This window comes from Herbidospora cretacea, assembly GCF_001570605.1.
Classification (GTDB): Bacteria; Actinomycetota; Actinomycetes; order Streptosporangiales; family Streptosporangiaceae; genus Herbidospora; species Herbidospora cretacea.
Window position 1 is genome coordinate 557731 of sequence record NZ_BBXG01000002.1, and the last position, 13132, is coordinate 570862.

The window sequence follows — 13132 nt, forward strand, 5'->3', positions numbered from 1 at the left end:
TAACCAGAGTGTGCAAAGTGAGAAAGACCCAGTTTGAAGGACCGAAAAGTTTCATTGGTCTTGACAGGCGCGGTCTTTGTTAAACTGGTCCGCAGGTCGAGAGGCGCTGCAACGGGCCAGTCATAGCCCGCCACGCTCGGCTGGAACCACCCCGACAAGGTCGCCTCTTCCATCGTTCGGAGGAGGCTCAGTGGATCTTCGTCAGCTGCTCGCCGACCGGGTCGCGGTGCTCGACGGTGCCTGGGGCACCATGCTTCAGGGCGCCGGTCTCACCCCCGCCGACTACGGCGACGAGCGCTATGCGGGCGACCCCGACATGCTCAACCTGACGCGGCCCGACGTGATCCTCGACGTCCACCGGCAGTATCTGGCCGCCGGGGCCGACATCACCACGACCAACACCTTCACCGCGACCAGCATCGGCCAGGCCGACTACGGCGCCGAACACCTCGTGCGGGAGCAGAACCTCCAGGGCGCGCGGCTGGCCCGGCAGGCCGCCGACGAGTTCGGCGGGCGGTTCGTCGCGGGCTCGGTCGGGCCCCTCAACGTCACGCTGTCGCTGTCGCCCAAGGTCGAAGACCCCGCCTACCGGGCGGTCACGTTCGACCAGGTCAAGGCCTCCTACGCCGAGCAGATCGCGGCGCTCGCCGAGGGCGGGGTCGACCTGCTGCTGATCGAGACCATCTTCGACACGCTCAATTGCAAGGCGGCCATCGCCGCCGCCCGCGAGGTCGCGCCCCAGCTGCCGCTGTGGATCTCGGTCACCATCGTCGACCTGAGCGGGCGCACCCTCTCCGGGCAGACCGTCGAGGCGTTCTGGCGGTCGATCGAGGTCGCCGAACCGCTGGTGGTGGGGGTCAACTGCTCGCTGGGCGCGACCGAGATGCGGCCCCACGTGGCTGAGCTCTCGAAGATCGCGGGCGTGTACGTCGCCAGCCACCCCAACGCCGGCCTGCCCAACGCGTTCGGCGGCTACGACCAGACGCCCGAGGAGACCGGCGCGCTGCTCGGCGAGTTCGCCCGGCAGGGCATGGTCAACATCGCCGGCGGGTGCTGCGGCACCACCCCGGCCCACATCGCCAAGATCGCCGAGGCCGTGAAGGGCCTCAAGCCGCGTGAGGTGCCCGCTCCCGGGAAGGCCACCCGGTTCAGCGGCCTGGAGCCGTTCGCCATCGGGCCCGACACCGGGTTCGTGATGATCGGCGAGCGGACCAACGTGACCGGTTCGGCCAGGTTCCGGCGGCTCATCGAGGGCAACGACCACCAGGCGGCCGTCGACGTCGCCCTGGAGCAGGTGCGCGGCGGCGCCAACCTGCTCGACGTGAACATGGACGCCGACCTGCTCGACAGCGAGCAGGCCATGACGACCTTCCTCAACCTGATCGCGACCGAGCCCGAGGTGGCCCGGGTGCCGATCATGATCGACAGCTCGAAGTGGTCGGTGCTCGAAGCCGGGCTCAAGTGTGTCCAGGGCAAGGGCGTGGTCAACTCGATCAGCCTCAAGGAGGGCGAGGAGGTCTTCCTCGACCACGCCAGGCAGATCAAGAACTACGGCGCCGGCGTCGTCGTCATGGCCTTCGACGAGCAGGGCCAGGCCGACACGACCGAGCGCAAGGTCGCCATCTGCGGCCGGGCCTACGACCTGCTCACCCAGCAGGCCGGGTTCGCGGCCGAGGACATCATCTTCGACCCCAACGTCCTGGCCGTGGCGACCGGGATCAGCGAGCACAACTCGTACGCGAAGAACTTCATCGACGCCCTCCCGCTGATCAAGGAGCGCTGCCCCGGGGTCCGGATCAGCGGCGGCATCTCGAACCTGTCGTTCTCCTTCCGGGGCAACGACGTCGTCCGCGAGGCGATGCACTCGGCGTTCCTGTTCCACGCCGTCACGGCCGGGCTCGACATGGGCATCGTCAACGCCGGGCAGCTCGCCGTCTACCAGGACATCCCCGCCGAGCTGCTGGAACTCGTCGAAGACGTGATCTTCGACCGGCGCGAGGACGCCACCGACCGGCTCGTCTCTTACGCCGAGACCGTCAAGGGCAGCGGCACCGCCCGCGTCGTCGACCTCGCCTGGCGCGAGGCGCCGGTCAAGGAGCGGCTCGCCCACGCCCTGGTCCACGGCATCGTCGACTTCATCGTCGAGGACACCGAGGAGGCCCGGCAGCAGGCGGCCCGGCCGCTCGACGTCATCGAGGGCCCGCTGATGGACGGCATGAAGATCGTCGGCGACCTGTTCGGCAGCGGCAAGATGTTCCTGCCGCAGGTCGTGAAGAGCGCCCGGGTGATGAAGCGCTCGGTCGCCTACCTCGAACCGTTCATGGAGGACGAGAAGTCCGACTCCGGCCAGGGCACGGTGGTGCTGGCGACGGTGAAGGGCGACGTCCACGACATCGGCAAGAACATCGTCGGCGTGGTGCTGGGCTGCAACAACTACAAGGTCATCGACCTGGGCGTGATGGTCCCCGCCGCCAAGATCCTCGAAGTGGCCGAGGCCGAGGGCGCCGACGTGATCGGCCTGTCGGGCCTGATCACGCCCTCGCTCGACGAGATGGTCAGCGTCGCGGCCGAGATGAGCCAGCGGGGGATGTCGACGCCGCTGCTGATCGGCGGGGCGACCACCTCCAAGCAGCACACCGCGGTCCGCATCGCGCCCGCCTACGACGCGCTCACCCTCCACGTGCTCGACGCGTCGCGGGTGGTCGGCGTGGTGTCCGACCTGCTCGACCCGGCGCGGGCCAAGGAACTGGCGATCACCTCCAAGGCCGACCAGGACCGGCTGCGCGAGCAGCACGAGACCCGCATCCGCCAGCCGCTGCTCTCGCTCAAGAAGATCCGGGCCAACCGCACGGCCGTCTCCCACGACGACCTGCCGACGCCCGAGTTCACCGGCGTGCGCAAGGTCAGCCCCTCGATCACCGAGCTGCGCGAGTTCGTCGACTGGCAGTTCCTCGGCCTGGCCTGGGGTCTCAAGGGCAAATACCCGGCGATCCTGGAGCGGCCCGAGGCGCGGGAGCTCTACGACGACGCGTTCGCCATGCTCGACCAGATCATCGCCGACGGGTCGTTCCGGGCCGAGGGCGTCTACGGCTTCTGGCCCGCCCACTCCGAGGGCGACGACATCGTGGTCGGCGACCGCCGGTTCCCGATGCTGCGCCAGCAGACCCAGAAGCCCGAAGGCCGGCCCAACCGCTGCCTGGCCGACTGGGTGGCGCCCGAGGGCGACCACATGGGCGGCTTCGCGGTGGCGATCCAGGGGGCCGACGTGCTCGCGGCCCGCTACGAGGCCGACAACGACGACTACAAGTCGATCATGGTGAAGGCGCTGGCCGACCGGCTGGCCGAGGCGTTCGCCGAGTGGATCCACCTCAAGGCCCGCCGCGAGTGGTTCGAGCCCGGCGCCGAACCCGTGATCGAGGAGCTGCACGCCGAGAAGTTCCGCGGCATCCGGCCGGCGCTCGGCTACCCGGCCACGCCCGACCACAGCGAGAAGCGCGACCTGTTCGACCTGCTCGGCGCCGAGGCGGCGGGCATCGGGCTGACCGAGTCGTTCGCGATGACCCCGGCTGCGGCGGTCAGCGGCCTGATCCTGCAGCACCCCGACTCGCGCTACTTCACCGTCGGCCGCCTCGACCGGGACCAGATCCACGACTACGCCGCCCGCCGGGGCATGCCGGTCGACGAGGTGGAGCGCTGGCTGCGCCCCAACCTCGCCTACGAGCCCTAAGCCTGCTGGTGGGGGAACGAGTGGTGCTCGTGGGCGATCTGCCATGCCCCGTCGGCCTTCGTGAGGCCGAAGGTGAGGCGGAGCCGTACCGGAGAGTCGTCGCCCGCGTCGGCGCAGCGGGCGACGGCGAAGGCGAACGCCACGTCGGCCCCCTCGACGACCTGGAGCTCCTCGATGTCGAAGACCGCGCCCGAGCGCTGCCACTCGAAGAACCCGGGCCAGGAGGCCCGATAGGCGTCGATGCCGCGGACGCCCTCGTAGGGGGGCGGCACGTCGAACATCACGATGTCGTCGGTGTGGTGGGCGGTGACCTGGGCGAGGTCGCCCTCGTGGACCGCTCGGGCCCAGGTCTCGATCAGCTTGCGGATGTCGTCCATACCCCTACAACCCGAGGAAGCGCACGAATTCGTCGCTGACGAACGAGACGACCGCGGAAATCTTGGGGCCCCGGAAGACGAGCACGTCGACGCTGACGGGGCGCTCCACCCCGTCACTGATCATGTACGTCACCCACACCTTCGGCGACGCGGTCGCGACGAACCGCCAGCCGAACTGGAGCGGCCCGTCGACCAGGAACCCGCGGATCTCCGCGTGGCCGTGGTAGCGCTCGTCGAGCGGCGGCATCGTGTACCTGGCGTCCTCGGTCAGCATGGCGACGATGCCTTCGAGGTCGCCGGCGTGCCAGGCGGCGGCGTACCGGGCCGCCGCGTCGCGCTGCCCCTCCTCGCCGAGCGAGTCCTGCTCGGCGAGGGCGGCCCGGGCCCGTCTTACCGCGCTGTGCACGGCCGGGGCCGAGGTGCCGAGCATGTCGGCGGCCTCTTTCGCCGAGTAGCCGAGCACGTCCCTGAGCAGCAGGGCCGCCCGCTGCGGCGGGGTCAGGTGGTGGATGGCCGCCACGAAGGCGAGCTCCACGCTCTCCTGGACGAGCACCTTCGCCTCGGCGCTCTCTACGACGATGGGCGGCCCGAGCTCGATCGGCTGCCTGCGCTGCCCGATCATCGTCAGGGCGCGGTTGGTGGCGATCTTGTATAGCCAGGCGCGGAGGGAGCCCTCGAACCCGTCGAGGTTCCGCCAGGCCCGTTGCAGGGTCTCCTGGACGGCGTCCTCGGCGTCGTCCATCGACCCGAGCAGCCGGTAGCAGTGGGCCCGCAGTTCGTCCCGGTAGGCGGCGACCTCGTCGAAAGACGTCACCCCGCCGATTCTGCCGAACCGGCGGGGTGATTCACCGCTTGAGCGTCAGTCGCCCAGGTTGATGATGCCGACGACGTTCGGCTTGCCCAGGAGATCGTCTTCGAGGTCCTGCACGAACTTCTCCGCCGGAGCGTCGATCCAGACCTTCTTGCCCCACCCGGTGAGGTGGGTGTCGGAGCTCAGCACGACCTTGCTCTCCCGCTGGCCCGCGCTGGGGGGCGCGTAGAGGACGTCATGGGTCGCGATGCGGCGGATCAGGCCGTCTTGGGTGCCGATCCAGAGCTTCCAGTTGGTCGTCCAGATGAGGTCGAGGCCGATCTCGCTCAGGTCGAGCCGCTGCTTGCCGGTGTAGAGCGTGGTCGCCACCCCGTTGACGACCCCACCCGGCTTCTTCGACGTCGTCGACTTCAGCAGAGTGCGCAGTTCCTTGGGCGACAGGGCGTTGAGCGCGGTGCCGCCCAGGCCCGACGCGTTGCCCTTGCCCTTCAGACGGATCCAGCTCTTGCCGGCGGGCAGGTCGAGCCAGTCGACCAGGCCGCCGCTCATGTACGTGGCGCCCTTGAGGTTGATCGTCTGGGACGGTGTGTCGGAGAACTCGCCGAAGAGTTCGGTGAGCTCCTTCGGCGCCGATCCGTCGGAGGCGCTGACCGTGATGACGTCGCTGGCCGTCACCCGGGACCGGCCGAACTGGAGGTCGCCGTACGACCGGCTCTTGAAGCCCAGGTTCGGTTCGAGCTTGCTGACCGAGCTGAAGTGGACGCCGTGGGCGCTCTTGAGCTGTGCGGCCAGGGCCGCCACCGGGTCTGCCGCCTTGGCCTGCGCCGCCCCCGTGGTCAGCGCGGTCACCATGGCGAACGCCGCAGCGGTCGCGATTAATCGCTTCATTCTTGCCACCCCGTTTGTCGTGATTGCCGGTAACCCTGTCCTATTAGGACAGGGTTATCAAGACGTCGCGACAAAATTGTTCAGTCAGCTTTTCGAGGTGACAAAGCGCTGGTCAGGGGCGTAGATCCAGACCTGCTTGCCCCATTCCGTGAGATATGTGTCACGGACGGTCCGGTCTTTTCCATCATTTTTCGTCGTGTCACTCGTGACCCGTCGAATCAGGCCGTCACTGCCGATCCAGACCTTCCAGTCCGTCACACGGGTCTTCCCGCGTTTGCGGCCCTCGTAGACCGTCGTCGACACGCCGTCGATGACGGTCCCCGCGGTCTTCTTCTTCGCCGATTTCACCAGTGCGCCGATCTCCGCCACCGAGAGCGAGTGGACGGCCGGGTCGTCGAGCCCGGCGGCCACCACGTCGTCGTTGAGCTTCCATCCGCCGGCGCCGTCGTCGTGGTAGACGTCGTCACCCACCCAGATGGTCTCGCGGATCTTCTCGTGCACGTCCTCCATCGTGGCCGAGGGTCCGAGGACCGGCTCCACGATGGCGCGGTTGGCCTTCACCCGGGACCATCCGAACTGGAGGTCACCGTAGATCTTGAAGGTGGCTTTGTCGGTTCTCTGCACCGTCTCGTAGTGCACCCCGTGGGCGCTTTCGAGGGTGGCCGCGAGTGCCTGGAGGGGGTCGGCGGGCGCGGCGGCGGCCGGGGTGGCGAAAACCGTGCCCACCATGGCCGCACTCCCGGCGAATGCGATTAATCGCCTCATGGCGGACAGCGTATTGGTGCGAAGTCCTCGCGTGTTGAACTTCGCGCCCGCAATCACAAAACCTTCACGTTTTGCCCGGCTTGCGGACACCACTCACCTGTCACCGGGCAGGTGACCAGGGAGTAGTCGCGGCCCGGCAACACGTCGGGACGGGTCGGGATCCGCCGGGCGATGACCAGGATGGTCACCTCAGCGGCGCCGGCCTGGAGCAGCGCGGACGCCGCCGACTGGGCATGGCCGCCCTGCACCCAGGTGTCCTCGACCAGGACGACATGCCGCCCGCGAACCTCGTCGGGGGCGGGAACACGGAAATGGGCTGGGTTGAGGGCTCGCCGCTGATCCGCCGCGACATCGACGCCTGGGCGGAGTCCCACACGCTGCCAGCGGGCGGGCAGCACTTGTCCCACGATCTGTAGAGGATGAGGTTCGGGCCGTCCGCCTAAAGAAGGCACGAAGGCCAGACGGGAGACAGGCTGAGGGGACACCTGATCGACGCAGCCGCTGTGGACGAGGGCGAAACCCAGCACGAGCAGCTGAACACGCTGGTAGGAGGGGTGGTTGCGCCGCCCCTCCTCCGTCGTGGCGATCTTGTATTGGTGCATGTCGGTGTTGGCCTGGTGCCCGGAGTAGGCGTAGGAGAGAGGCACGACGCGATCGGCCACCGGGTGGGGGCTCCGTCTGTCCTGAAGACAGCGGGAACACCAGATGTACTTCTCCTCGATGGGCGTCGTGCAGGTCAGGCAGGTCCGGTGCCGCTGGCGTTCGGGGTTGCGCATGATCGCGCCGAGTCGGGCGCGGACGAGGTCGCGCAGCTCGGGATCGATCATCCGTTCATCGCACGGCGCATCAGGGCGTCGAGCTGGTTCGGCCGGTCGGCGACCGCGTCGATGACGGACATCGCCTCCTGGGCGGAGGACACCACGTGGACATCCGGGCGGGCGGCGATCTCCCGCCCCCAGGTCGTGTGTGTGGCGACGCCCCTCATGAGGACGACCGGGCGGCCGTGTTCGACTGCTTTCCTGGCCTGGATCCGGGTGCCGCTGCGCTCTCCCGCCTCCACGATCACGGTCGCGAGGGCGTATCCCGACATCGTGCCGTTGCGGATGGGGAAACTCGTCTTGGATGCGCCCTGGCCTGGCCAGAACTGTGAGAACACCGCGCCCTTCGTGGCGATCTCCCGTTGGAGCGCGGCGTTCTCAGGGGGGTAGTAACGGTCGACACCGGTCCCGATGACGGCGACCGTGCGCCCACCGGCGCGCAGGGCGCTGGTGTGGGCGGTGGTGTCGACCCCCGCCGCCAGCCCGGAGACGACCGTCAGACCGCGGTGTGCCAGCGCGGTGGCGATGTCGGCCGCCACACGCCGTCCGAAGTCCGAGACCTCGCGTGAGCCGACCACGGCGACACCCTGATCGGCGGGCACCACCTGCCCTTGGGCGAAGAGCAGCGCGGGTCGGTCGAAGGCGTCGCGCAGGCAGTGGGGATAGCGCTCCTCGCCCATGGTGAGCACGTGGACGCCTGCCGTCTCCCACGCCTCGACCTCGAGCCGCGCCGATTCGAGCGCGTCGTCGAAAGGGTCGCCGAACAGGTCGGCCGGGAGCCGCTCCCGCAACAGGGCCAGGGCCGAGGGTTCCTCGGTGAGGCGCTGAACGAGGTCGTGGTGGCTGCGCTCGCCGGGGTTCAGGCGAAGGAGCGCCACCAGCGCGGCGCGTTCGCTGTCGTCCCAACCAGGCATGAGGCCAGCATAAAGGTCCGGGCCTTTCCGGCTGGTCCGAACTGGTGAGCGGATGAGGCTAGCCGGAGTGTCCTCCGTGCTCTGCCACCTCGACATGGCCGCCGAGCCGCGGGATGAGCCCGGTCAGCTCCTTCTCCGGGCCGACGACGACCCAGCGCGTGCCGACCAGGTACGTCCCGCCGTAGGCCTGGGCGCCCTTCAGCCAGTCGGTCTGGTTCTGGTCGCCCTTGAAGGTCAGCACCACCGAGCGGTAGCTCGGGGCGGTGCACATCGCCTGGCGCATGTCCGGCTGCTGGCCCTGGATCTCGGGGGTGCAGCCGATGACGCCGGTGATCTCCTCCAGGGTGTGGGTGGGGGCGGTGGCGTGGTGGCCGGTGGCCTGGGACTCAGCGCCCCCGATCGCCCACCAGATCACGGGGATCGCCGCCAGCGCGAGGATCGGCAGCGTCCAGCGTCTGGTCACGACTAGAGACATGACCGTCCTCCTTCTTCGGTGAGAGTCGCGCCGTCGCCACCGCGACGGCCGCGATGGCGGCGTAGACCAGGGCGCCGAGCCACTGGTCGCCGGTGGGCAGCCAGGCGATGTCGTCGAGCTGGGCGTACCAGCCCGCGCCCTGGGCCGGGCCGTACAGCAGGTAGAGGGCGACCAGCGCCTGGGTGCCGGCCATCAACGGCCAGAGCCCCGAGCAGATGGTCGTGTACGCCGCCACGGCCAGCCCCAGCAGCACGACCAGCCGGACGGCCAGCACCGTCTGCGAGAGCTCGAACAGCGGCGTGGTGAACAGCGCCAGGCAGGGGATCGTGGCGGTGACGAGGCCCAGCCAGGCCGGTGGCCGCCACGGCCGCCAGGCCATGGCCAGCAGCGCCGGGACCAGCGCCCCCACGATCGCCCACTGGATGAGCTGGACGGAGACGAGCGCGCGGGCGTACGTCCCCAGGCCGCCCACGGTCGCGTAGGCGAACAGGGCCAGGCCGGTCGCCCACATCACCGGCCGCTGCCGGTCGGACCAGCGGAGATAGGCCGCGCAGGCGAGCGCGACGGCCAGCACCAGGATGGCGTCGGGCCGCCACTCGGTGAGGAAGCGGCCGGGGGCCATGATCGGCAGGTAGAAGCCGAGCGCCCCGTGGGACGGCGAGTCGCCGGGCGGCGGCGGGGTGCGGGAGAGCGCGACGGCCAGGCCCATCGTCGCGCCCATCAGGGCGAGCTCCCCGGCGGCCAGCTTCAGGAAGGGCGCCTTCGTGGTGGTGAGGGCCGCGATGGTGCGGGTCCGGTGGCGCACTCCGAACCACCCCAGTGCGACCACCGCGGCCAGCTTGAGGAGCACGAGGATCCCGTACTCGGACGTCCAGAGGAACTCCAGGCGGGCGAGCCGGACCGAGGCGTTCAGCAGGCCCGACAGGGCGACCGCGACGTAGCACCAGAGCGCCAGCGCGCTGAACCGCTCGACCGCCCTGACCGGGGCCGCGCGCATGAACGCCACCAGCCCGAACAGCCCGCCGACCCACAGGGTGACCCCGGCGAGGTGGACGAGCAGGCTCGACACCGCGAAGTCGTGGTCGACCGCCGAGGCCGAATGTCCCGCGTAGGCGGGCGGCAGCACCGCGAGCACAGCCGCCACGAGCAGCACCCACGGCCGGTCCCGGAGGAAGAAGCTGAACAGGGTGATGGCCAGCGCCAGGACGTACACGACCAGGAAGGCGAGCCCTTGGGGGACGTACAGGACGAAGGTCGAGAGCATCCCCGACCGCAGCGCCTCCGGCACCGGCGCGCCGACGAAGTCGGAGAGGGTCAGCAGCACGGTCGCCGCCGCGCTGCCCGCCCACGCCAGCGCCCACCGGGGGACGGCGCGGGCCAGGATGTCGCGGTCCTTCAGCAGGACGGCGGCGAGCAGCGACCCGACCGTGCCGACCGCGCAGAGGTCGTGGACCAGCCGCATGACCGGCAGGCCCCACGTGGTGAAGGCCCCCGGTGACGGGAGCCCCCGGATGGCGGGCAGGTCACGCGGCCCGCCGAGCGACTGGACGAGCACCAGCACACCCAGCCCCGCGGCCAGGGCCAGCGCGCACACGACAACGGGACGCCTCACGCCCGGAGATACGCCGCGCGGCGCGACCGGGTTCGGCCCGAAAGCGGCGCCGGTCCGATTTCCTCTCCGTCAGTTCATTGAGCTGCGCTTTTCCGCCACGCACAGTAGATGCATGGTGACCTCTTACCGTGACGTCGTCGACCGCATCTACACCCTGGCCCGGTTACATGCGCTGTCGGTCAGATGGCGCGAAACGACCACGTCGAGTCGCCTACTCTTGCTCTACGACGGAACCGAGGTGGTCGTGGGGCGCTCGATAGTGCCGATACGGAACATCACCAGAGCGGCTCTTGACGACGTAGAACACGATCTGGAACACGTCTTCGGAAGGGGCTGGTTGCGGTGACCACCGCTGGCCACCGGCTGACCGTCAGGGTCAGCAGGGAACGCGCACTCGACCGTGACGCCGAGGTCTGGTACGCCCGCCCGGTGGACGCCCCCATCCGCTCGGGCGTGTCGGCCGAGACCCTGACCGAGCTCCGCGAGGCCGTCGACGGCGTCAAGCACTTCATCCTCGACGTGTCCGCCGACACCCCGGTCGAGGTCGTCTACCACTACGACCTCCCGGGCGTCTCGCCCGAGGTCTGGCAGGCCCACCGCGAGCTCCTCGCCCACCTCGACAAGGCGGGCCTGTCGGCCGCCGACCGGGCGGCGCTGCTCGCGGGGTGACGCCTCAGCGTTGTTTCACGTGAAGCATGATTGCCGTGATCTGCTCGGGTTTGGTGCGGCAGCAGCCGCCCACGTGGGTCGCCCCGGCCCAGTCGGCGACCGGGAAGTCGTTGCCGACGCCCTCCCACGTCCGCTCCTGGGCGTTCCAGGTCTCGCCCGAGTTCGGGTAGACCACTCGCGCGCCCAGAGAGATCAGGTTGGCGATGTAGGCCGGATTGGTGCAGTTGGCCCCCACCGGGACGTCGATCTGGGCGGCGGCCTCGGCGAAGGGGGTGCCGTCGCTGATCGAGTGGTCGTCGCGGCAGGAGAAGCTGATCCAGCCGTCGGCCCCGGTCTCGTGGAACAGGCGCAGCAGGGCCCTGGCCTCGGGCAGCGAGGGGATCGTCTCGGCCACCACCAGGTCGGCGCCCGCCCCGGCCAGCAGGTGGAAACGGTCGCGGTGCCAGGCGTAGAGGTCGTCTTCGGTCAGGCCGCCGTATTCGCCGGTGTACTCCTGGCCGTCGGCCAGGAAGGCGCCGTAGGGCCCGACGCTGGCCGCGACCAGCCCGGCGCCGTGTTCGTCGCGGGCCTGCCGGGCCAGTTCGACCGACGACGCGATCAGACCGGCGGCGTCGAGGGCCGACAGGCCGCGCCGGGTGAAGCCCTCGATCGTCGCCTGGTAGCTGGCCGTGGTCGCAACGTCGGCGCCGGCCTCGAAGAAGTCGAGGTGGGCCCGCCGGATCACGCCCGGGTCGTCGGAGAGGAGCCGGGCCGACCAGAGGTCGTCGCTCAGGTCGCAGCCGAGGGTCTCCAGGTGGGTGGCCAGACCGCCGTCGAGGATCATGCCAGCGCCTGCATGACCGGGGCGTAGGTGCGGGAGAGGTCGGTGGTCATCGGCCTGCCGTGTTCCATGAGCGTGGTGCTGAAAGCGGGGGACAGGCCGTGGTCGCGGGCCCACCGCTCGGCGGCCGGCAGGAAGGCCTCGACCCGGATCGGGCCGGTCACGTCGGCGGCCAGGTCGTCGAGCAGGTCACGCGCGTCGGCGTCCGACCCGGCCACGAGCGGGCCGAGGATGGTCACGTGGCCGTTGTGCCACGCGCCGCCGAAGCCGCCCTCGGTCACCCGGAAGCTCTCGGAGAAGCCGGGCAGCCGGGCGAACAGCTCGGTGCGGGGCGCGCCGTAGACCTCCTCGTCGAGCTTGGTCACCGCGGCGATGTCGGTCACTCTCTCGGTACGGCCGGACGCCGCCACCCCGACCGGGTCTCCGGCGTAGACCTGGCAGGTGCCGGTCGCGCGGAAGCCGAGGCGTTCGTACAGGGGACGGCCGAAGGGCGTGGCGGTGAGGGTGGCCGTGTCGGTGCCCGCGACGTCGAGGGCGTGGCGCATCAGGCGACCGCCGAGGCCCTGGCGTTCGTAGCGGTTCGCCACCAGCATCATGCTGATCGCGGTCACGCGGGTGCCGAACCGGACGAGGGCCACCGTCGCCGCGAGGCCGTCTCCGTCGGGGGCGTCGATGCCGTGGACCTCGCCGATCTCGTAGAGGAGACGGCACTTCTCCCGTTCGGGGGTCCACGCGCGGTCGACGGCGAGGGCGAGGAAGTCGTCGAGACGGTCGACGCCGAGCCGGTGAATGGAAAACGTCATTCATCAATCAATCGGTCGAAACGGACGCGGTCTGCACCCGGGCCATCGTAGTCGTCGATCGGCTCGCTCACGCTGAAGCCCATCGCCTTGTGAAAGGCGATCGACCTCGTGTTGCGCGGCGAGGTGATCGCGGCCACGCGGGTGCGGCCGGCCGAGTGGACCAGGGAGAAGAACCGGCGGTAGAGCTCGCGGCCCACGCCGCTGCGCCGGAAGGTGGGGGAGACGCCCACATAGTGGATGTACGCGAGGTCGTGCTGTCCCTGGGAGAGGAAGCCGACGAGGAAGGCCACGAGGTGGCCGTGGGCGTACACGACGAAGCTGGTGTTGTGGAAGTGGTCGAGGAACAGGCGCGTCAGCCCGCCCTGGACCGGCGCGCCCCACCAGTCGTCGACGACCGCCTTGATGGCGTCGTAGTCGGAGGGCTTCGCCGGGCGAACCTCTATCTCGGACACC

13 protein-coding genes are annotated in these 13132 nt (G+C 69.8%); 2 read left to right on the forward strand and 11 right to left on the reverse strand.

Annotated elements, in window-relative coordinates:
• The first annotated feature begins 190 nt into the window (after positions 1–190).
• Positions 191–3727 (forward strand): methionine synthase, encoded by a 3537-nt coding sequence (gene metH / locus AW270_RS05155; RefSeq protein ID WP_061291117.1) that lies wholly within the window; start codon positions 191–193, stop codon positions 3725–3727.
• Here the strand turns inward: metH and AW270_RS05160 are convergent.
• The 8 genes from AW270_RS05160 to AW270_RS05195 all read right to left on the reverse strand — a co-directional run bounded on the left by AW270_RS05160 (position 3724) and on the right by AW270_RS05195 (position 10387).
• Positions 3724–4104 (reverse strand): YybH family protein, encoded by a 381-nt coding sequence (locus tag AW270_RS05160; RefSeq protein WP_061291119.1) that lies wholly within the window; start codon positions 4102–4104, stop codon positions 3724–3726. The genes metH and AW270_RS05160 overlap by 4 nt on opposite strands.
• Positions 4105–4108: 4 nt before the next feature.
• On the reverse strand, positions 4109–4918 hold the full coding sequence (locus tag AW270_RS05165) for a sigma-70 family RNA polymerase sigma factor (RefSeq protein WP_218009091.1): 810 nt from the start codon (positions 4916–4918) through the stop codon (positions 4109–4111).
• 45 nt (positions 4919–4963) lie between these two features.
• Positions 4964–5803 (reverse strand): hypothetical protein, encoded by an 840-nt coding sequence (locus AW270_RS05170; RefSeq protein ID WP_157521704.1) that lies wholly within the window; start codon positions 5801–5803, stop codon positions 4964–4966.
• An 84-nt stretch (positions 5804–5887) separates the two neighbouring features.
• Positions 5888–6658: a hypothetical protein gene (locus tag AW270_RS05175; RefSeq protein ID WP_157521705.1), complete on the reverse strand. Its 771-nt coding sequence runs from the start codon at positions 6656–6658 to the stop codon at positions 5888–5890.
• On the reverse strand, positions 6622–7395 hold the full coding sequence (locus AW270_RS05180; protein WP_061291127.1) for a phosphoribosyltransferase: 774 nt from the start codon (positions 7393–7395) through the stop codon (positions 6622–6624). Before AW270_RS05180 ends, AW270_RS05175 begins: the two co-directional genes overlap by 37 nt.
• Positions 7392–8300 carry a DNA-processing protein DprA gene (locus AW270_RS05185; RefSeq protein WP_061291129.1) on the reverse strand — a complete coding sequence of 303 codons (909 nt, stop codon included), beginning with the start codon at positions 8298–8300 and terminating at the stop codon, positions 7392–7394. The genes AW270_RS05180 and AW270_RS05185 overlap by 4 nt, the downstream gene beginning before the upstream one ends.
• Before the next feature lie 58 nt (positions 8301–8358).
• Positions 8359–8775, reverse strand: a complete 417-nt coding sequence (locus AW270_RS05190; RefSeq protein ID WP_063819095.1) for a hypothetical protein — start codon at positions 8773–8775, stop codon at positions 8359–8361.
• The gene (locus tag AW270_RS05195; RefSeq protein WP_157521706.1) at positions 8687–10387 is read right to left on the reverse strand and encodes a CopD family protein; all 1701 of its coding nucleotides are present in this window, start codon (positions 10385–10387) and stop codon (positions 8687–8689) included. Before AW270_RS05195 ends, AW270_RS05190 begins: the two co-directional genes overlap by 89 nt.
• Before the next feature lie 342 nt (positions 10388–10729).
• On the opposite strand from AW270_RS05195, the gene AW270_RS05205 reads away from it, so the two are divergent.
• The gene (locus AW270_RS05205) at positions 10730–11056 is read left to right on the forward strand and encodes a hypothetical protein (protein WP_061291136.1); all 327 of its coding nucleotides are present in this window, start codon (positions 10730–10732) and stop codon (positions 11054–11056) included.
• 4 nt (positions 11057–11060) lie between these two features.
• Here the strand turns inward: AW270_RS05205 and mmuM are convergent, their stop codons facing one another.
• Genes mmuM through AW270_RS05220 form a run of 3 tightly spaced genes read right to left on the reverse strand, consistent with a single transcriptional unit; the run spans position 11061 to position 13131 of the window.
• Complete coding sequence (gene mmuM, locus AW270_RS05210) at positions 11061–11879, reverse strand: homocysteine S-methyltransferase (RefSeq protein WP_061291138.1); 819 nt, start codon at positions 11877–11879, stop codon at positions 11061–11063.
• A complete protein-coding gene (locus AW270_RS05215) occupies positions 11876–12679 on the reverse strand; it encodes a GNAT family N-acetyltransferase (protein WP_061291140.1) in 804 nt (267 codons plus the stop codon). Before AW270_RS05215 ends, mmuM begins: the two co-directional genes overlap by 4 nt.
• Positions 12676–13131: a GNAT family N-acetyltransferase gene (locus AW270_RS05220; RefSeq protein ID WP_061291142.1), complete on the reverse strand. Its 456-nt coding sequence runs from the start codon at positions 13129–13131 to the stop codon at positions 12676–12678. Before AW270_RS05220 ends, AW270_RS05215 begins: the two co-directional genes overlap by 4 nt.
• Position 13132: the final 1 nt, after the last annotated feature.